This window comes from Curtobacterium flaccumfaciens (genome assembly GCF_004361695.1).
Classification (GTDB): domain Bacteria; phylum Actinomycetota; class Actinomycetes; order Actinomycetales; family Microbacteriaceae; genus Curtobacterium; species Curtobacterium flaccumfaciens_B.
On the sequence record NZ_SNVW01000004.1, the window covers coordinates 385,129 to 403,704 of the forward strand.

Annotated in this window: 18 protein-coding genes; 2 read left to right on the plus strand and 16 right to left on the minus strand. The window is 71.4% G+C overall.

Annotated elements, in window-relative coordinates:
* Positions 1-3: 3 nt before the first annotated feature.
* The 8 genes from dprA to rplS form a co-directional block, all read right to left on the minus strand.
* Complete coding sequence (gene dprA / locus EDF64_RS08610; protein WP_243736303.1) at positions 4-1,236, minus strand: DNA-processing protein DprA; 1,233 nt, start codon at positions 1,234-1,236, stop codon at positions 4-6.
* Positions 1,233-2,753, minus strand: coding sequence for a YifB family Mg chelatase-like AAA ATPase (locus tag EDF64_RS08615; protein WP_133519578.1), 1,521 nt, complete (start codon positions 2,751-2,753; stop codon positions 1,233-1,235). The genes dprA and EDF64_RS08615 overlap by 4 nt, the downstream gene beginning before the upstream one ends.
* Positions 2,750-3,253, minus strand: coding sequence for a YraN family protein (locus EDF64_RS08620; protein WP_347813181.1), 504 nt, complete (start codon positions 3,251-3,253; stop codon positions 2,750-2,752). Before EDF64_RS08620 ends, EDF64_RS08615 begins: the two co-directional genes overlap by 4 nt.
* A 75-nt stretch (positions 3,254-3,328) precedes the next feature.
* Positions 3,329-3,682, minus strand: coding sequence for a histone-like nucleoid-structuring protein Lsr2 (locus tag EDF64_RS08625; RefSeq protein ID WP_071292884.1), 354 nt, complete (start codon positions 3,680-3,682; stop codon positions 3,329-3,331).
* A gap of 106 nt (positions 3,683-3,788) precedes the next feature.
* Positions 3,789-4,112, minus strand: coding sequence for a DUF2469 family protein (locus EDF64_RS08630; RefSeq protein WP_070419101.1), 324 nt, complete (start codon positions 4,110-4,112; stop codon positions 3,789-3,791).
* 235 nt (positions 4,113-4,347) lie between these two features.
* Positions 4,348-5,055 (minus strand): ribonuclease HII, encoded by a 708-nt coding sequence (locus tag EDF64_RS08635; protein ID WP_133519579.1) that lies wholly within the window; start codon positions 5,053-5,055, stop codon positions 4,348-4,350.
* On the minus strand, positions 5,052-5,795 hold the full coding sequence (gene lepB / locus EDF64_RS08640) for a signal peptidase I (protein WP_133519580.1): 744 nt from the start codon (positions 5,793-5,795) through the stop codon (positions 5,052-5,054). Before lepB ends, EDF64_RS08635 begins: the two co-directional genes overlap by 4 nt.
* A gap of 174 nt (positions 5,796-5,969) precedes the next feature.
* Complete coding sequence (gene rplS / locus EDF64_RS08645) at positions 5,970-6,326, minus strand: 50S ribosomal protein L19 (protein WP_071292881.1); 357 nt, start codon at positions 6,324-6,326, stop codon at positions 5,970-5,972.
* A gap of 164 nt (positions 6,327-6,490) precedes the next feature.
* Here rplS and map point away from each other — a divergent pair, with 164 nt between their 5' ends.
* Positions 6,491-7,273, plus strand: a complete 783-nt coding sequence (gene map / locus EDF64_RS08650) for a type I methionyl aminopeptidase (protein WP_133519581.1) — start codon at positions 6,491-6,493, stop codon at positions 7,271-7,273.
* Between the two features lie 227 nt (positions 7,274-7,500).
* On the opposite strand, the gene trmD is transcribed toward map, so the two are convergent.
* The 8 genes from trmD to aroA all read right to left on the minus strand — a co-directional run bounded on the left by trmD (position 7,501) and on the right by aroA (position 17,018).
* Positions 7,501-8,190, minus strand: a complete 690-nt coding sequence (gene trmD / locus EDF64_RS08655) for a tRNA (guanosine(37)-N1)-methyltransferase TrmD (RefSeq protein WP_133519582.1) — start codon at positions 8,188-8,190, stop codon at positions 7,501-7,503.
* 5 nt (positions 8,191-8,195) lie between these two features.
* Positions 8,196-8,789 (minus strand): ribosome maturation factor RimM, encoded by a 594-nt coding sequence (gene rimM, locus EDF64_RS08660; protein WP_208108868.1) that lies wholly within the window; start codon positions 8,787-8,789, stop codon positions 8,196-8,198.
* A 19-nt stretch (positions 8,790-8,808) separates the two neighbouring features.
* Positions 8,809-9,045: an RNA-binding protein gene (locus EDF64_RS08665; protein ID WP_071292878.1), complete on the minus strand. Its 237-nt coding sequence runs from the start codon at positions 9,043-9,045 to the stop codon at positions 8,809-8,811.
* A gap of 4 nt (positions 9,046-9,049) precedes the next feature.
* Positions 9,050-9,460: a 30S ribosomal protein S16 gene (rpsP, locus tag EDF64_RS08670; protein WP_071292877.1), complete on the minus strand. Its 411-nt coding sequence runs from the start codon at positions 9,458-9,460 to the stop codon at positions 9,050-9,052.
* Between the two features lie 164 nt (positions 9,461-9,624).
* The gene (locus EDF64_RS08675) at positions 9,625-11,742 is read right to left on the minus strand and encodes an FAD-dependent oxidoreductase (RefSeq protein WP_133519584.1); all 2,118 of its coding nucleotides are present in this window, start codon (positions 11,740-11,742) and stop codon (positions 9,625-9,627) included.
* Positions 11,743-11,746: 4 nt separating this feature from the next.
* On the minus strand, positions 11,747-12,571 hold the full coding sequence (locus tag EDF64_RS08680; RefSeq protein WP_133519585.1) for an SDR family oxidoreductase: 825 nt from the start codon (positions 12,569-12,571) through the stop codon (positions 11,747-11,749).
* Positions 12,572-12,666: 95 nt separating this feature from the next.
* Positions 12,667-13,836: an acyl-CoA dehydrogenase family protein gene (locus EDF64_RS08685; protein ID WP_133519586.1), complete on the minus strand. Its 1,170-nt coding sequence runs from the start codon at positions 13,834-13,836 to the stop codon at positions 12,667-12,669.
* Entirely contained in the window at positions 13,833-17,018 is a 3,186-nt protein-coding gene (gene aroA / locus EDF64_RS08690; RefSeq protein ID WP_133519587.1) for a 3-phosphoshikimate 1-carboxyvinyltransferase, read from the minus strand. Before aroA ends, EDF64_RS08685 begins: the two co-directional genes overlap by 4 nt.
* A 117-nt stretch (positions 17,019-17,135) precedes the next feature.
* On the opposite strand from aroA, the gene EDF64_RS08695 reads away from it, so the two are divergent.
* Positions 17,136-18,275 carry a glutamate--cysteine ligase gene (locus EDF64_RS08695; RefSeq protein WP_208108869.1) on the plus strand — a complete coding sequence of 380 codons (1,140 nt, stop codon included), beginning with the start codon at positions 17,136-17,138 and terminating at the stop codon, positions 18,273-18,275.
* The last annotated feature ends 301 nt before the right edge of the window (positions 18,276-18,576 follow it).

Genomic DNA, 18,576 nt, shown 5'->3' on the forward strand with positions numbered 1-18,576 from the left:
CCGTCACGCCCGCGCCCACCCGCCGGACGTCTGCGCGACGAGTCCCTGGAGCTGTGCGAGGGCGAGGGCGTCGGCGACCTCGGCGAGCGACATCCCGGACCGGACGGCGACGTCGTGGTCGCTCATCGCCCGCCGTCCGAGTGCGTCGAGCACGCGGAGGACCTCGGGGTCGTGCCGCGCGCCGACCAGCGGCTCGTCGACGACTGCGCCACCGGCACCGAGTCCGCCGGCCAGCACCGCGTCGGCCGGGTCCCGCGGGTGGACGACGAGTTGCGCGCGGCCCTGCGCGACCAGTCGGTGGCACCCGACCGACGCCGACGAGGAGAACGCCCCGGGCACCGCGAACACCGGGCGTCCGAGCTGCCCCGCGTGGTGCGCGGTGTTGAGCGCGCCGGAGCGGGCTCCGGCCTCGACGACCACGGTGGCGTCCGCGAGTGCCGCGATCAGCCGGTTCCTGGCGAGGAACCGCCACCGCGTCGGCCGCGTGCCGGGCGGCGACTCGGCGAGCAGCGCACCCTGCCGCGCGACGTTCCGCAGCAGGTCGACGTTGCCGGCGGGGTACAGCTGGTCGATGCCCCCGGCGAGCACCGCGATCGTCGGAGCACCCGCGGCGATGGCCACCCGGTGCGCCACCGCGTCGATCCCGTAGGCGCCGCCGCTGACGATCGCGCAGCCGGCGTCTGCCCCCACGGAGCTGATCTCGGCGGCGGCTTCGGCACCGGCGACGGTGTTCGCCCGGGAGCCGACGACGGCGAGCGACGGCAGCGCCTCGGAGGCCGCGGCCCGTGTCCAGAGGACGATCGGGGCGTGCGGACCGAGGTCGTCGACCCGGTCGGGCCACCCGTCCGCACCCGGGACGAGCAGTCGCGCACCCACGCTCCGCGCCGCCGCGAGCACGTCCCCGACGTCCGATCGTCCGAGCCGCGGGCGCCAGCGGTCGAGTGCGGCGCGCACGACGGGCCGGAACTCGTCCGGGGCCTCCGAGCCCGCGACCCCGGCCTCGGCGCAGGCCGCGACCATCGCGTCCGGGCCGTCCTCGTCGACCACCCGCAGCACGAGCCCGAGCGCCCGCTCCGCGCCGAGCACCGTCACGAGCTCCCCCGCCACGGCATCGCCCGGTTCGGCGATCGACGACCACGCCACCCGCGATGCCGCCTGCACGAGGTCGACCTCCGACCCGATCGACCCGAGCGCCGTCCGCAGGGCACCGAGGAGATCGCCGCCACGGCCGGTCACAGTGCGCCCCGGAGCGCGAGTGCTTCCCTGACGTGCCGGTCGCCGGGCCGTTCCGCGCCCTGCAGGTCGGCCAGGGTCCACGCCAAGCGCATCGCCCGGTCCCACCCGCGCATCGTCAACGCACCGTGGTCGAGCGCTGAGTCGAGGGCCGTCGTCGCGCCGGGTTCAGCGCGCCCGGCACCGCGGAGCCAGGACCCGGCGACCTCGGCGTTCCGTGACCAGCCGGTCCCCCGCAGTCGTTCCCGCATCCGGGCGCGTGCGTCCTCGACGACCCGACGGGCCTCTGCGGTCGTCGGGGTCGAGCCATCCGAGCTCCGGATGTGCCCGGTCGTGACCCGCGGGACCCGCACACGGATGTCCATGCGGTCGAGCAGCGGACCGGAGATCCGCCCGAGGTACCGCCGCACCGTGGCCGCGGTGCACTCGCAGGGGTGGAGCCGGTCGCCGGAGTTCCCGCACGGGCACGGGTTCGCGGCGAGGAGCACCTGGCACCGCGCCGGGAACTCGGCGGCTCCGGCAGCGCGGTGCACCGTGATCCGACCGGACTCCAGGGGCTGCCGCAACGCGTCGAGCACCGACCGCGGGAACTCCGGCGCCTCGTCGAGGAACAGCACGCCCTGGGTCGCCCGGGACACCGCGCCCGGTCGGATGACACCGGTGCCGCCGCCGACGAGCGCGATGGTGGACGCCGAGTGGTGCGGTGCTTCCCACGGGGGCCGCGTGGTCCAGGACGCCGCGCCGTGCCCGGCGATCGACCGGACCGTCGCGACCTCGAGCGCGGCGTCCTCGTCGAGGTCGGGCAGCAGCCCGGGCAGCCGCTCGGCCAGCATGGTCTTGCCGGCCCCCGGCGGCCCGAGGAGCAGCGCGTGGTGACCACCCGCCGCCGCGGCGATCACCGCGCGCACGCCGATCGGGTTGCCGACGACGTCCGCGAGCTCGGCGACCGGACGGCGTTCCGGCGGTGCGGCGATCGGCAGGACGGCGTCCACCTCGATGCCGGGCAGGAGCGCACCGGCGTCGATGGCCGCGGCGCGCAGGGAGTCGACCCCGGTCAAGGTGACGCCCCCGACGACGCGTGCCTCGGCGAGGTTCCCGACCGGCAACACCACTCGTTCGGCGCCGGCGTCGCGCGCTGCGACCACCATCGGGATGACCCCGGCGACCGGTCGGACCCGCCCGTCCAGCCCGAGTTCACCGATGTACACGATCCGCTCGGAGACGTTCGGCGCCACGTCCGCTCCGGCCAGGACGGCCATCGCGATGGCCAGGTCGAACCCCGACCCCCGCTTCGGGATCGCCGCCGGCGTCAGGTTCACGGTGATGCGCCGCGCCGGCAGCGGACACCCGGCGTTCGCCGCGGCAGCCCGGACCCGTTCGCGGGCTTCACCGAGCGAGGTGTCCGGCAGCCCGATGATGCTGAACGCCGGGAGCTGGCTCGTGAGGTGCGCCTCGACCTCGATGCGCCGACCGGAGACCCCCACCAGCGCGACGGCTGCGGCCCGTCCGATGCCGGTCACCGGACGCCCTCGAGGTGTTCGACCACGACCCGGTCCCCGTCGACGTGCACCGCGACGGCATCGATCCGGACGGCGCGCGCCGAGACCTCGGGGTGATCGTCGAACCACGCCGGCACGAGCCGTCGCAGCCGGGACATCTTCGATGCGGTGATCGCTTCGAACGGGTGCCCGGTCGAGATGCCCGAGCGGGTCTTCACCTCGATGAACACCAGCGTGCACGAGTGCCACGCGATGATGTCCACCTCTCCCCGGGCACATCGCCAATTGCGTTCGACCAGACGGAATCCGCGCTCCTCCAACCATTCAGCCGCTCGGTCTTCACCGAACCGTCCGAGACTGCCGTTCCGCAGCGGTGTTTGCTCCATGTCGTTGCCTCCGCTGCGAGGTTCGCGCAGCGGGACGAGCGACGGGGCGCAGCGTCGAGGATTGTGGAGAGTGGCTCCGATATCGGTTTCTGTGGAGGAGGGAGCAGCGCGCGCAAAGGAGACGGAGCCGCGCACGCAAAGCAGACGAAGGAGCGGCACAAAGCAGAGGACCCGGACGACCGAAGTCGTCCGGGTCCTCCAGCACCGCACTCAGTGCGCGGCTGCGTACGCTTCCTGCACCTGCGTGGAGATGCGGCCACGGGTCGAGACCTCGTACCCGTTCTCCTTCGCCCACTCGCGGATCTTGCCGAGTTCCTCGGAGTTGCCGCGCTTCGGGGCCGACTTCGGCGCCGAAGCACCGCCGGAGGAACGGCGGCCGGAGACCTTGCGCGCCGCGGCGACGTAGTCGGAGATCGCTTCGCGGAACTTGTCGACGTTGTCGTCCGTCAGGTCGATCTCGTAGGACGAGCCGTCGAACGCGAATTCGACCGTGCGGCCTTCACCGGGGGTGATGGGCGAATCGTCGAGGTCGTCGACGAGCTGAACGGTGACCTTCTGTGCCATGGCGTACTCCTGGGTCGGGGACGGAAATCCCCACCACATTAGCGCGACAATGCATTCCGGGTCACCGATCCTCGGCGATTCCCCGTGATTGCATTAGAAGTGAAGATCACTCGTCGAGTGCGAGTTCCTTCGGCAGCTCGAGTTCACGAGAGGTGAGTTCCTCGACGTTCACGTCCTTGAACGTGAGCACACGCACGGATTTCACGAATCGATCGGAACGGTAGACGTCCCAGACCCACACGTCGTTCATCGTCAATTCGAAGTAGAAATCGTGCTCGGTGTCCCGGCGGGCGAGTTCCACCTCGTTGGCCAGGTAGAAACGCCGCTCGGTCTCGACCACGTACCGGAACTGCGACACGACGTCGCGGTACTCGCGGTACAGGGCAAGTTCGACCTCGCGGTCGTAGTCGTCGAATTCGTCGTCATCCATCGCGCCCACAGTCTACGGCGACACGGGCACCCGCGGCACAACCCCCGCGCACACCCGCACCTGCCCGGCGCGCACCCGCACATGCGCACCCGCGCACCCGCGCAGCCGCGCGCACCCGCGCACCCGCGCACCCGCGCACCCGCGCAGCCGCGCGCACCCGCGCACCCGCGCACCCGCACCCGCACCCGCGCCAGCACGCGCGCACCCGCGCCCGCGCCGAACGACCCCGCCCCGCTCAGCCCGCGAGCGCGTCCAACTCGGCGAACCCGTCCAGCGCGACGCTCGACGCCTGGTGCAGCCAGCTCTTCCGGTGCAGCGCGTGCGCTCCCACCGACCGGATCGCGTCGTAGTGCGCCGTCGACCCGTAGCCCTTGTTCGACGCCCAGGCGTAGTGCGGGGCCTCGTCGTGCGCCGCCGTCATCAGGGCGTCGCGCGTGACCTTGGCGACGACCGAGGCGGCAGCGACGGAGGCGCAGTCCCGGTCGGCCTTGACGCGCACGACGACCTCGAGCGGATCGGACAGCGTCCGCAGGGCGAGCGGAACGGCGGGGGTGAGCCAGTCGAACGAACCGTCGAGCACGACCACGGCGCCCTCGAGCGACAGTCCCTCGTCGACGAGGGTGTGGAGCGCCGCGGCACCCGCCTGCCCGAGCGCCGGCATGATGCCCTGCTCGTCGACGACGGAGGCGGACGCCATGCCCACCGCGGTCCGGGTCCACCGACGCACGACCGGGTCGAGTGCTTCGCGCCGCTGCGCGGTGAGCAGCTTCGAGTCGGCCAGCCCCTGCGGTACCCGGCCGATGTCGATCGTCACCGCGGCCACACCGACCGCGACCGGGCCGGCGATCGCGCCACGGCCGACCTCGTCCATGCCGATCACGGTCAGACGCCCCTCGCCGAGGAGCTTCTTCTCGAGCCGGAGCGACGGCCGGACCGCGGTCACTGGTCCTTCTCCTCCACGCCGGCGAAGACCTCGGGGTGGTCGTCGAGCCAGGTCCACCGGCTCGACGGCCAGGAGATCACGAACGCCCGACCGGTGACGTCGGACAGCGGGACGAAGCCCTTCGACGGGGTGTCGCCGTTGTACCGGGAGTCCTTCGAGTCGTTCCGGTTGTCCCCCATCACCCAGATGGTGCCCTTCGGCACGGTGACGGAGAAGTCGGTCGCCGACGCGGGGGCACCGGCGGGCAGCTTGAGGTACGGCTCCTTGATCGGGACGCCGTTGACGGACATCTGTCCGAGGTCGTTGCAGCAGGACACCTTGTCGCCGGGCAACCCGATGACGCGCTTGATGAGGTGGTCGTCGCTGTCGCCGGTGCCGAGACCGACCTGGGTGAGGAGCCAGTCGATGGCCTTCGCCGGCTGGGTGTCGGGCGTCACGCTCGGCACCTCGGAGCCGGTGAGCCACCCGCCCGGGTCCTTGAACACCACGACGTCGCCGCGCTTCAGCGACACCACGTTCGGGACGAGTTCGTTGACGATCACGCGGTCGTTGATCTGCAGCGTGTTCTCCATCGACGCCGACGGGATGTAGAACGAGCGGATCAGGAACGTCTTGACGAGGAACGAGACGAGGAGGGCCGCGAGGAAGATGATGACGAGGTCGCGGATGAAGGTGAGGACACCGTTGCGCCGCTTCTCGATCCGGGGCCGCTGCCCGGTTTCGTCAGTCGTGTCCGTCATTTCCGCTCTCGTTCACACACCACAAACCCTCGAGGAGCCGCCACGACCCCGCGAGACCCGTGAAGGGTCAGCACGAAGGGCCAGCACGAAGAAGGCCCCCCGTCGATGCACAACCGTACATGGACGAGGGGCCGACAGCGCTGTCCGGCTCGCGGACGCTCGCTGTGAAGGCGATCAGTTGTCGCGCTTCTCCTTGATCTTGCGGCGGGCCGCCTTGCCGCGGAGCTCGCGGAGGTAGTAGAGCTTCGCACGACGGACGTCACCCTTGGTGACGATCTCGATGTGGTCGATGATCGGCGAGTGCACCGGGAACCAGCGCTCGACGCCGACCTGGAAGCTCACCTTGCGGACCTTGAAGGTCTCGCCGAGGCCGTGACCCTGGCGGCCGATGACGACGCCCTGGAACACCTGGACACGCGAGCGCGTGCCTTCGATGATGTTGACGTGCACCTTGATGGTGTCGCCGGGACGGAAGTCCGGGACGTCGGTACGCAGCGATGCTGCGTCGACGTGGTCGAGGAGCTGGCTCATGTTTGGGTCACTCTCTGCGGACGCACACGGGTCGCCGCGGATCGATTTCGGTAAGTGGTGGTGTGCCCGGTGTCGGCGACTCCCCCGTGGCAGAGTCCAGCCAGGGCACAGCTCCCCATCTTGCCACAGACGACCGCCGGCGCAAAACACGCGAGGATGGACGCATGATCGAACTCCGCACCCCCGCCGAGCTGGACGGCCTGCGTGTCGCCGGCCGGTTCGTGGCCGACGTCCTCGACGAGCTGCTCGACACCGTCGACGTCGGAGTGAACCTCCTCGACCTCGACCGGGTCGCCGCACGGATGATCGCCGACCGGGGCGCCGAGAGCTGCTACGTCGACTACCACCCGTCCTTCGGCAAGTCGCCGTTCGGCAAGAACCTCTGCACCTCGGTGAACGACGCGGCGCTGCACGGGCTGCCGCACGACTACACGCTCGTGGACGGCGACCTCGTCAGTCTCGACTTCGCCGCGAGCGTCGACGGCTGGGTCGCCGACTCCGCCGTCTCGGTGCAGTTGGGGACGCCCCGTGACGAGGACCAGGCACTCATCGACACCGTGGAGCGCGCGCTCGTCGCGGGCATCGCGCAGTTCCGGCCGGGCAACAAGCTCGGGGACGTCTCGTACGCGATCGGGCGGGTGGCGCACGACGGCGGGTACGACGTGAACCTGCAGTTCGGCGGTCACGGCGTCGGGCACACGATGCACGGCGATCCGCACGTGCCGAACGACGGTCGTCCGGGCCGCGGGCTCAAGCTGCGGCCGGGGCTCGTGGTCGCCATCGAGCCGTGGCTCATGCAGGGCACCGACGAGCTCTACCAGGACGCGGACGGCTGGACGCTCAGGAGCGTGGACGGCTCACGTGCCGCCCACGTCGAGCACACGGTCGCGGTGACCGAGACCGGTCCCGAGGTGCTCACCCTCCGTCGCGCCCAGCGCGACCAGTAGCGGGCCAGGAGGCGCGGTGCCAGCCCGCACCGCGCCTCCAGTCCGTTGCACGTCGCCACCACCCCGTCACCGCGACGGATCCCGTGGGTCGCGCCGCGACAGGACCGCCGAAGCGACAGATGGCCGCGGATCTTCCGCGGCCATCTGTCGCTTTCGCGAACCGGGCGGACAGGCGCGACCAGCAGACGAGCGCGACCGGTAGACGGTCGCGACGCGCGCGCCGCGCGCTACGCGTCGGGCAGCAGGTCCGGACGGACGCGCCGCGTCCGCTCCATCTGCTGCTCGTGCCGCCAGGCACCGACACGCGCGTGGTGCCCGCTCAGCAGCACGTCCGGCACGTCGAGGCCACGCCACGACGCCGGCTTCGTGTACGAGGGGTACTCGAGGAGACCGTCCTCGTGCGACTCCTCGACGAGGGACTCGGGGTTGCCGACGACCCCGGGGACCAACCGCCCGACGGCCTCGATCATCGCCATCGCGGCGACCTCGCCACCGTTCAGCACGTAGTCGCCCAGCGAGAGCTCGACGACGGAGCAGCGTGACGCGGCCCACTCGAACACCCGGGCGTCGATGCCCTCGTACCGCCCGCAGGCGAAGACGAGGTGCGGCTCGAACGCCAGCGACCGCGCGGTCGACTGCCGGAACGGGGTGCCGGCCGGCGTCGGCACGACCAGGGTCGAGGAACCGTCGGGTCGCAGGATGGACTCGAGCGCGAGCGCCCACGGCTCGGGCTTCATGACCATGCCCGCTCCCCCGCCGTACGGGGTGTCGTCGACGGTGCGGTGCCGGTCCGTCGTCCACGAGCGGAGGTCGTGCACGTGCACGTCGAGCAGGCCGTCCTGCCGGGCCTTGCCGAGCAGGGACACGTCCAGCACCGAGAAGAACTCGGGGAAGATCGTGACGATGTCGATGCGCACGCGGGTCAGTCCTCGTCGGGCGACGAGACCGGGGGCGTGACCGGGGGCGTGGCCGGCGGTGTGACCGTCTCCGGACGCGAGGTGTCCTCGGGCTCTTCGAAGAGGCCCGTCGGCGGCGTCACCGTGACGGTGCCCGCCGCGATGTCGACCGCGGGCACGATCGCCGAGACGAACGGCACGAGGACCTCGCCGCGGGACGGGGTGTCGATCGCGAGCAGGTCCTGCGCGGGCAGGTGGTCGACCCGCGCGACGGTGCCGACCTCGACGCCGTCGCGGAGGACGCGGAGCCCGACCAGCTGGTGGTCGTACCAGGCGTCGTCCTCGCCGGTCTCGGCGTCGGCGTCCTGTTCGACCCAGAGGATGATGCGCGCGAGGGACTCAGCCGCGGTGCGGTCGTCGATCCCGGCGAAGAACGCGACGGGGTGACCGTTGTACCAGCGGAGTTCGTCCAGCTCGAGGGTCTTGCCCGACCACGGTGAGTCGTCGGGGACCTGGAGCGTGAAGGTGGCGCCCGGGCTGAACCGACGATCCGGGTCGTCGGTGTAGAGCTCGAGCTTGATGCCGCCCTTGAGCCCGTGCGCCTTCGTGATGCGACCCACCCGGAGCTGGGTCGTCTCCCTAGGAATCGGTGTCGACCACGTCGACACGCACCCGCTTGCCGTCGGCCAGAGCCGAGACGAGGGTGCGCAGCGCCTTTGCGGTCCGTCCGGCGCGACCGATCACGCGGCCGAGGTCCTCGGGGTGCACGCGCACCTCGAGGACCTCGCCGCGTGGGGAGGTGGAGCTGGCGACGCGCACGTCGTCAGGGTGATCGACGATCCCCTTGACGAGGTGCGTCAGCGCGGAAGCGAGCAAGGAATTACGCCTCGGTCGTCTCTGCTGCGTCGTCGGCCTCGGCCGGAGCGGCCGGGGCCTTCTTCTCCGACTTCGGCTTCAGGACGGCCTTCTTCGACGAGTCGACGACGAAGGGCTCCTTCGGCTGCTTGACCTTGACCTTGGACTCGGTGTCCTTCTCGCCCTTGAACTTGGCCCAGTCGCCGGTGAGCTTGAGGAGCGCCGCGACCTGCTCGGTCGGCTGCGCGCCGACGCCGAGCCAGTACTGCGCACGGTCGGACTTGACCTCGATGAACGAGGGCTCCTCGGTGGGGTGGTACTTGCCGATCTCCTCGATCACACGACCATCGCGCTTGGTGCGCGAGTCGGCGACGACGATGCGGTAGTACGGCGCACGGATCTTGCCGAGGCGCTTGAGACGGATCTTGACAGCCACAATTACTCCTGTTGCGTGATGTTGTGGTTGAACCGGAACCGCGGGCGTGGGGGCACACACGGTGAAAGCTCGGAATGAGTCGCGCACAGCTGGATAGAGGGTCGAGCAGGCGCGATTCGACCGTTCATTCTTACAGATTCCCGGCCGGGATGCGAGTCGACTCGCTACGGGGCGAGTCGTCGGACGGCTTCGAGTGCCTCGGAGGTCGCACGGACCGCGTCGACGCTCCGGGCGTCCCGGGCACCGCCGACGACGGCGTGCGGCACGTCGGCGTCCTCGAGGGCCGCCACGAGGCCGTCGACGGGCCCGCGCTCCTGCCCGGCGCAGAGCACGACGTGGTCCGCCGGCACCGCCCGTTCGTCGCCGTGCTCGTCGCGGATCCAGAGCGCGCCCGGCTCGATGCGCAGGTACTCCTGCACGCCGCCGACCAGGTGCACGCCGGTGTCACGGAGCCGGCCGATCGCGACCCAGCGCGACGTGATGCCGATCCCCTGGCCGAACTTGCCCGAGCGCCGGAGCACGGTGACGTCGCCGCCGGGTCGGAGCGTGCGGGTCGCCGCGGGGAGCCGTTGCGGCACGTCGCCGACGACGACCTCGGACACGTCGAGGTCCCAGCGGGCGGCGAACTGGGTCGCACGGTGCGCCTCGTCGGGCGACTCGGTGAGGAACGCCGCCGTGTCGACGCCGATCCCCCCGCCGCCGATCACCGCGACGGTGCCCGCGGGGACGCCCTCCCGCAGTGCCTGCTCGTAGGTCCGGACGTGCGGGAGGGAGGACCCGGGGATGTCGACCGTGCGCGGGACCACGCCGGGGGCGAGGACGACCGCGTCGCTGCCGGCCAGGTCGGCGGCGGTCGCGGCCCGACCGAGGTGGATCGTCGCGCCGCGTTCCTCGAGCTCCGCACGGGCGGACCGGACCGTCGCGGCGTAGTCCTCCTTCCCGGGCACGAGGGCGGCGAGGTCGAACTGGCCACCGAGCCGGTCGGTGGCCTCCCAGAGCGTCACGGTGTGCCCGCGGCGCGCGGCGTCGACGGCCGCCGCGAGCCCGGCCGGCCCACCGCCGACCACGTCGACGCGCTTCGGGTCGGTCGTCGGGCGTGCCGGGAACGCGACCTCGCGGGCGGCGCGCGGGTTGACCAGGCAGGACACGGGCTGGCCGATGATCGACCGGTCGAGGCACGCCTGGTTGCAGCCGATGCAGGTGTTCACCAGCGCGAACCGGCCCGCGAGCGAGCGGGACACGATCGCCGGGTCGGCGAGGAACGGCCGGGCGAGGGCCACCGCGTCGATGAGCCCGTCGGCGAGCACGGCCTCGCCGTCGCGGAGGTCCGTCATCCGGTTCGACGCGATCACCCGGACGTCCGGGTACGGGGAGGCGCGGACGACCCCGGCGATGCGCGCGGCGTAGGCCAGCCAGGCGCCGTGCGGGACCGCGGCCTGCACGGTCGGCGTGCGGGACTCGTGCCAGCCGATGCCGACCGAGATCCCGTCGAGCCCGAGCGGCAGCAGGTCGTGCACGAGGGCGTCGACGTCGTCGTCCGTCGAGGACCCCGGCATCAGGTCGGCGCCGGAGAGCCGGATCGTCACGGCCAGGTCGGGCACCGCCGCACGGACAGCGGCGACGACCGCCACCGCGAACCGCCGCCGACGCTCGGGCGAACCGCCCCACTCGTCGTCGCGCAGGTTCGTCAGCGGCGACTGGAACTGGTTGATGAGGTAGCCCTCGGACGCCATGATCTCGACGCCGTCGAACCCGATGTCCCGTGCGGAGCGGGCGGCGGCGGCGAAGTCCTCGATGGTCCGCTCGATCTCGGCGACCGTGAGCGCGGACGGCACCACGCCGCGGGCGGCTGCCCACGGCAGGGCCGACGGCGCCACCACGCGCTGCGGGTCGCCGTGGCGGTCGACCATCCCCGACGCCAGCGCGTACCGGCCGGCGTGGAAGAGCTGCGCGAGGATGACGGACCCCTCGTCGTGCACGGCCTCGACCGCGGCACGGAACCGCTCGTCCGATCCCCCGACGCCGAACACGGCGAAGTCCGGACCGCCGCGGGCCTCGTCGCTGACGGCGATGCCGCCGGTGATGATGCACGCGGCGCCGCCGGCGGCACGCTCGCGGTAGAACGCCGCCATCCCGGCCCCGCCGTCGTCGTGCACCTCGAGCCCGGTGTGCATCGACCCCATCACCACCCGGTTCGGCATGGTCACGGGGCCGAGCGTCCACGGCGAGGAGACGGTCCGGAGGGAGTCCGGCACGACGGGGGCGGAAGCGACGCTGCTCATGCGCCTATTCTGCCGCGGGGAGCACCGCGTCACGGAGCGGCGACGTCGTGTCCGCCCAGAACGGCGGCGCGATCACGGTCAGGCCGCCGTCCACCGACAGCACCTGCCCGGTGATGTAGCCGGCCTTGTCGGACAGCAGGAAGTCCACCGCGTCGGCCATGTCGTCGGCCGTGCCGGGGCGCTGCAGCGGGAGCTTCTCGAACACGGACTCGATCGGCGCCTGGCCGGGGACCTTCGTGTAGAAGTACTCGAGCGAGTCGGTGTCGATCAGGCCGCCGTTGACCGCGTTCACGGTGATCTGCCGCGGACCGAACTCGACCGCCATGTACTTCATGTAGGACTCGCTCATGGCCTTCGCGGCACCGAGCGCGGCGTAGGTCGGGAACGCGCGGAGCGACCCGTACGAGGTGACGACGACGATGCGGCCACCCCGGTCCATCAGCTCGGCGGCACGCTGCGCGCCGAGCACGAACGAGCGCGCGTTGGTCGCGTAGCTGCGGTCGAGGTGGTGCAGCTTGAGCTCCTTCACCGGCTTGAACGCGCTGGCGGCGGCGTTCGCGACGAAGTAGTCCAGCCGACCGTAGGTGTCCCGCACCAGGTCGAAGAGCGCGTCGATCGACTCCGGCTGCTCGATGTCGACCTGCGCCGTGATGCCGTCCCCACCGGCGGCCTTCACGTCGGCCAGTGACTCCTCGGCCAGGTCCGCGTTGCCCTTGTACGTCACGACGACGGTGACGCCGCGCTGGCCGAGCTTCTGGGCGAGCAGTCGTCCGATGCCGCGCGAGGCGCCCGTGATGAGTGCGATGGGGGCGGTGGTGCTGTCGGTCACGTCGGTCCTTCTGGGTTGCGTTGCGGGAGTGGGTGACGGACGGGAGGCGCGGTGCGGGGCCGCACCGCGCCTCCAGTCCGGTACTGGGTTGCGGTCTAGAACCCGGCCTGGCCGGTCACGACGGCACGGCCGACGACCAGCTTCTGGATCTCGTTGGTGCCCTCCTCGAAGCGCTGCGCGCGCGCGTCGCGGTAGACGCGCTCGATCGCGTTGCGCTTCCAGTAGCCCTGACCGCCGTGCACCTGCAGCGCCTTGTCGGTGACGCGGGCGAGCATGTCGACGGCGACCATCTTCGAGGCGCTGGAGAGCGTGCCGGCGTCCGGACGGCCCTCTTCGTAGGCGCGCGCGGCCTCGAGCACCAGCGCGCGGGCGGCGGCGATGTCCGCGTAGTTCTCGGCGAGGTAGAACTGGATCGCCTGCCGGCTGGAGAGCTTCTTGCCGAAGGTCTCGCGCTTGTTCGCGTACTCGACGGCGAGCTCGTTCGCCCGTTCGGCCAGGCCGACGGCACTCATCGCGACGGACACGCGGCTCGGCAGCAGGAACCCGCCGAGCGCGACCTCGAGGCCCTGGCCCTCCTCGCCCAGGCGGGCGCTGGCCGGGATCGGCGTCTCGGTGAAGCGCAGGATCGCGTGGTCAGTGCCGCGGATGCCCATCGTGTCGGAGTCGTCGACGACCTCGGCCCCGGGCAGGCCGGAGTTCGGCATCAGGAACGCGACCGTGCCGTCCTGGCCGCTGGTGCCCTCGAGGCGCGCGGCGATGAGCCAGTAGTCCGCCTTCACGCCGAACGTGATGAGGTGCTTCTCACCGTTCATCACGTAGGTGTCGCCCTCGCGCCGGACAGTGGTGCGGATGTCCGCGCCGGTGCCGGCGGTGGCCTCGGTCAGCGTGAAGGCGACGAGCTTGTCCCCCGCGACGCTCGGCTTGACGACCTGCTCGATCTGCTCCGGCGTCGCGTACGGCTGCATCGCGCGCCAGGTGCCGTTGATGACGTGGACGAGCATGCGGATCGACGCGTGCGAGCGCGACACGATCTCCATGACCTCGAGGTAGCGCGAGAACGGGATGTCGCGCCCGCCGAGCTCGGTCGGCGCCGCGAGGGACAGCCAGCCCTTGTCCTTGAGCTCCTGGAAGAGCTCGGGCGCGACCTGTCCGGTGCGCTCGATCTCCTCGGCCCACTCCTCGCCGCGACCGCGAACCCATTCGGTGACCTCGGTCTTGAGCTGCTGGAAGTCCTGCTCGGTTGCCGTTTCCGTGACCAGCGTCATCGTGTCTCGTTCTCCTTCGTCGCGACGAGCGCGGCTGCCTGCTCGCGCAGGACGTTCTTCTGGACCTTGCCGACCGCGTTGCGCGGCAGCTCGGCGATGTACTCGAGTCGTTCCGGCCAGTAGTACTTGCTCACGCCCGCCTTGTCGAGCGCCCGCTGCATCCCGGCGAAGTCGAGCCGTTCGGCACCCGCCGCCGGCACGACGAACGCGCAGGCACGCTCCCCGAGCCGGGCGTCCGGCATCGCGACGATCGCGACGTCGGTGACGAGCGGGTGCTGGTAGAGCAGGTTCTCGATCTCGACGACCGGGATCTTCTCGCCGCCGCGGTTGATGACGTCCTTGATGCGCCCCGTGATCGACAGGAAGCCCTTGTCGGAGACCTTCGCCAGGTCGCCGGTGCGGTACCAGCCGTCCGCGGTGAAGACGTCGTCGGTCAGGTCGGGCCGGTCGAGGTACCCGTCGAACATCGTCGGCGAGAACAGCTCGAAGTTGCCCTCGGTCTCGGCCGGCAGCTCGTGACCCTCGTCGTCGACGATGCGGATCGAGATGCCGGGCAGCGCGCGGCCGTCGTGGCCGTAGGCGTCCGCCGGGTCGTCCGACGGGCTCGACAGGGCTCCGAGGCAGGTCTCGCTCGTGCCGAACGCACCGAGGATCGCGCTGCCGAGGACACTGCTCGCACGCTGGGCCAGCGCCCGGGGCACCGCGGCGCCCGTCGGCACGAAGATCCGGAGCGACTCCGGCTGCGGCGCACCGGCCTCGACCAGGTCGACGAGGTCCGTCAGGAACGGCGTCGCGCACTGCACGAAGGTCGCCCCCGCGGCGCCGAACGCCTGCTCGAGCGCGACGGTGCCGTCCCACACCGGCTGGATGACCTGCGGGGCGCCGAGCCGGAACGCGAGCAGCATGCCGTACAGGAAGCCGGTCTGGTGGGCGAGCGGCGACGGGATGTAGATCCGGTCCTCGCTCGTCAGGCCGGACTGGGCGACGTGCATGGCGGTCGCCAGGCCGAGGGTGCGGTGCGGGTGCTGCACGCCCTTCGGCTCGCCGGTGGTGCCGGAGGTGAACAGCAGCTGGCAGACGTCGTCCGGGCCCGGGGCGTGCGACCGGATCTGGTCGACGTCCACCTGCACCGCCTCGAGCGCCGTGTCGAAGTAGCGCCAGTTCCAGTCGCTCGCCGCGACGCGTTCGGCGGCGTCGGCCGGCAGGGGTGCCTGGTTCGTCGGGCTGTCCGCGATCCCCCGGGCCTCGGCACGGAGCACGATGACGTGCTCGACGGCGAGTCGACGCTGCTGCGCCTGCGCCTCGTCGATGACGTCGAGGAGTTCGAGCGCGGGACGGCGCTTCCGGAAGAGGTTCGGCAGGAACACCACGCGGGCCCGGGACCGGGCGAGCGTCATCGTGGTCTCACGGGGACCGAACACGGGCATGATCGGCGTCGCGACGGCGCCGATCTGGATGGCGCCGAGGGTGATCGACACGAACTCGCGCCAGTTCGGCAGCTGCATCGCCACGGACTCGCCCCGCCGGACACCGAGCTCGAGGAGCAGCGCGGAGACCTTGTCGGCCTCGTCCTGCAGTTGCTTCCACGTGGTGTTCACCGGCTCGGGGCCGCCGACCTCGATCACGGCCAGGCCGTCCGGGTCCTGCTCGGACAGGGCGCGGACCTTCTCGCTGAGCACCAGCGGGTCCGCGTCGACACCGGTGAGCTCGGGCAGCACGGCCGCGGGGCGGTCCTGCGGCGCCACCGGGGCGTCACGCGACTCCCCCAGGTCGGTGCGCTCGGGCGCTTCGGACTCGGCCGCGTCGATCCGGTCGTCGCGGGCGACCTGGGCCGCCAGGCCGTCGCCGACCTCCATGTCGAGCCCGACGGCGTTCATCGCCTCGAGGAAGGTCGGGTACGAGATCCGGTACGCGCGCGGATAGGTCAGCGAGGACGTGCCCTCGGCCTTCGACGCGGCGACCGCGAGCGACATCAGCACGCGGTGGTCGTTGAACGAGGACATCGGGCTGCCGTGCAGCTCGCCCGGTCGGACACCGGTCACCCGGAGCTCGTCGGCGCCCTGCTCGGCACGGCCGCCCATCCGGTTCAGCTGGAGCATCGCCGCGACGCGGTCGGACTCCTTCAGTCGGATGTGCGCCACGTTCCAGAGCCGGGTCGTGCCCTCGGCGAAGGTCGCCATCGTCGACAGGACGGGCAGCAGGTCCGGGATCGGCTGGCAGTCGATGTCGAGGGGCCGCAGCGGCGAACCGTCGTGCTCGATGCGCACGAAGCCGGTCTCCTCGTCGATCCGCATCGGGACACCCATCGCCGTGGCGAGGTCGAGGAACTCGCTCTCCGGGTGGTCGGTCTCGGCGGTCGTGAACGCCGTCATGCCGCGGAGCAGCACGTTCGACTCGCGGATGCCGGCAGCGGCGATGCCGAACGCGGCCGAGCCGATGTCCGGCGGGATGACGTAGTCGTGCGGGGTGGCCTGCTGGTTCGCCGGGATCCGGTACTCGAGCCAGTCGTCGGAGACCTCGACCGTCAGGCCGAACTGCCGCATCATGCGGACCGTCAGCTCGACGTAGGGCTGCTCGTTGAGGCGTCCGCCGGTGATGTGGATCCGGGTCTCCTGCTCGGCGAACGGTGCCACCAGGAGCAGGCCGGAGATCCACTGCGACAGGGTGCCGGCGATCTGGACGTCCCCGCCGCGCGGGCGCTTCGGCTGGACGGTGACGGGCGGGCAGTCGTTCGTGGCCTCGAGCTCGATGCCCATCTGGGCGAGCGAGGTGAGCAGCGCCTTGATCGGGCGCCGCTGGAAGTACTTCATGCCGGAGAGGGTCATCGGCTTGTCCGCGAGGGACGCCAGGCCGGTCATGAAGTAGAGCGTCGTGCCGGATGACCCCATGTTGAGGACGCCGTCGGCACCGCGGGACCCGTGGTCGACCACGTCGGTGGCCTCGTACCGGCCGCCGAGCCCGGTGACGTGGTACTCGTTGCCCCGCCGCTTGATGTCGACCCCGAGCGCTCGGAGCGTCCCGACGGTCCACTCGACCTGCCGGGTGGCGCTGATGCCGGAGACGATGCTCGTCCCCTTCGCCAGCGACGCGAGCACCAGCGCGCGGTGCGCGTGGTACTTCGAGACCGGGATGTCGAGTTCCCCGACGAGCGGTGCGGACGTCCCGCGCACGACCAACTGCATGCGTACCTCTTCCCTGTTAGCGCTTCCACGGTACGCCCGGTGTGGATCTCCTGGGAATCGGATCCCGACGACCGGGACCGGGGTTCGTTGTGCGTGTCCGACAACGATCCGGGCAGGATGTACAGCATGGACATCCGCTTCACCGAGTCCCGCCCGTCGACCATCGGCGTCGAGTGGGAGCTCCCGCTGGTCGACCGCGCGACCGGCGACCTCGCCCCACGGGCCCCCGCCGTCATCGCCGCCGTGCACGAGCGACTGGGCGACCACGACAAGGTCACCGAGGAGCTCCTCACCAACACGGTCGAGGTCGTCACGGGCGTCCACGACACCGTGCGGGGTGCCACCGCGGAGCTGTCCGACACGATCGGCGAGGTCATCGACGCGGCCGATCCGCTCGACGCCGACGTCATGTGCTCCGGGACGCATCCGTTCGCGCAGTGGGACCAACAGGAGATCACCCCGGACAGCGAGCACTACACGACGCTCATCGACCGGACGCGCTGGTGGGGACGGCAGATGCTCATCTGGGGCGTCCACGTGCACGTCGGCATCGACCACCGCGACAAGGCCGTCCCGATCATGAACGCGATGCTCGCCTACGTCCCGCACCTGCAGGCGTTCACCGCGTCGAGCCCGTTCTGGGCCGGCACCGACACCGGCTACGCGTCGAACCGGGCGCTCATGTTCCAGCAGCTCCCGACCGGCGGCCTGCCCCCGCAGCTCGGCGCCTGGGCGAACTTCGAGGAGGTCGTCGGCGACCTCACCCACACCGGCGTCGTCGAGGGCGTCGCGGACCTGCGCTGGGACATCCGCCCGTCGCCGAAGTGGGGCACGCTCGAGAACCGGGTGTCCGACGGCATCTCGACCCTGCACGAGGTCGGCGCCGTCACCGCGCTCGTGCAGTGCCTCGTCACCGCCTGCTCGGACCGGCTCGACGCGGGCGAGACCCTGCCCACGATGCAGCCGTGGTTCATCCGCGAGAACAAGTGGCGTGCGGCCCGCTACGGCATGGAGGCGGAGATCATCACCAACGTCGCCGGCGACGAGCGGCTCGTGACCGACGAGGTGCACGACCTGGTGCAGCGGCTCGACCCGATCGCCGAACGCCTCGGCTGCCAGGAGGAACTGCACCACCTCGACACCATGATCGAGCGGGGTGCGTCGTACCAGCGGCAGCTGCAGGTCGCGCAGGAGCACGGCGGCGACCTGCGTGCCGTCGTGCGGCACCTGGTCACGGAGCTGCGCGACTCCCTCTGACCCGCGGCAGATCGTTCCACGCGTCCCTGGTCGTTCCGCTCGTCGGAGGTCGTTCCGCTCGCAGGAGGTCGTTCCGCTCGTAGGAGGTCGTTCCTTCCGACCCACCACGCGCGATTCTGCCTTCCATGCCGCGTGCGATGGGCAGGAACGTCGCGACGCGACCCCACGACGGACTGGAGGCGGGGGGGCCCCGGGGCCCCCCCCCCCCCGCCCGCGGGGGGGGGGGGGAGGCCCAGAGACCCGACCCCCGAACACCCCCCACCAAAATCCCCAGGAAGGAAAGGTAAACGGAGATAAAACG

What these genes read in the sequence shown, in the direction of transcription:
- EDF64_RS08625 (WP_071292884.1), bottom strand. Translation starts at nt 3,682, where the DNA reads ATGGCACAGAAGGTCACCGTTCAGCTCGTCGACGACCTCGACGATTCG.
- EDF64_RS08630 (WP_070419101.1), bottom strand. Translation starts at nt 4,112, where the DNA reads ATGGATGACGACGAATTCGACGACTACGACCGCGAGGTCGAACTTGCC.
- lepB (WP_133519580.1), bottom strand. Translation starts at nt 5,795, where the DNA reads ATGACGGACACGACTGACGAAACCGGGCAGCGGCCCCGGATCGAGAAG.
- rplS (WP_071292881.1), bottom strand. Translation starts at nt 6,326, where the DNA reads ATGAGCCAGCTCCTCGACCACGTCGACGCAGCATCGCTGCGTACCGAC.
- map (WP_133519581.1), top strand. Translation starts at nt 6,491, where the DNA reads ATGATCGAACTCCGCACCCCCGCCGAGCTGGACGGCCTGCGTGTCGCC.
- EDF64_RS08675 (WP_133519584.1), bottom strand. Translation starts at nt 11,742, where the DNA reads ATGAGCAGCGTCGCTTCCGCCCCCGTCGTGCCGGACTCCCTCCGGACC.
- EDF64_RS08685 (WP_133519586.1), bottom strand. Translation starts at nt 13,836, where the DNA reads ATGACGCTGGTCACGGAAACGGCAACCGAGCAGGACTTCCAGCAGCTC.
- aroA (WP_133519587.1), bottom strand. Translation starts at nt 17,018, where the DNA reads ATGCAGTTGGTCGTGCGCGGGACGTCCGCACCGCTCGTCGGGGAACTC.
- EDF64_RS08695 (WP_208108869.1), top strand. Translation starts at nt 17,136, where the DNA reads ATGTACAGCATGGACATCCGCTTCACCGAGTCCCGCCCGTCGACCATC.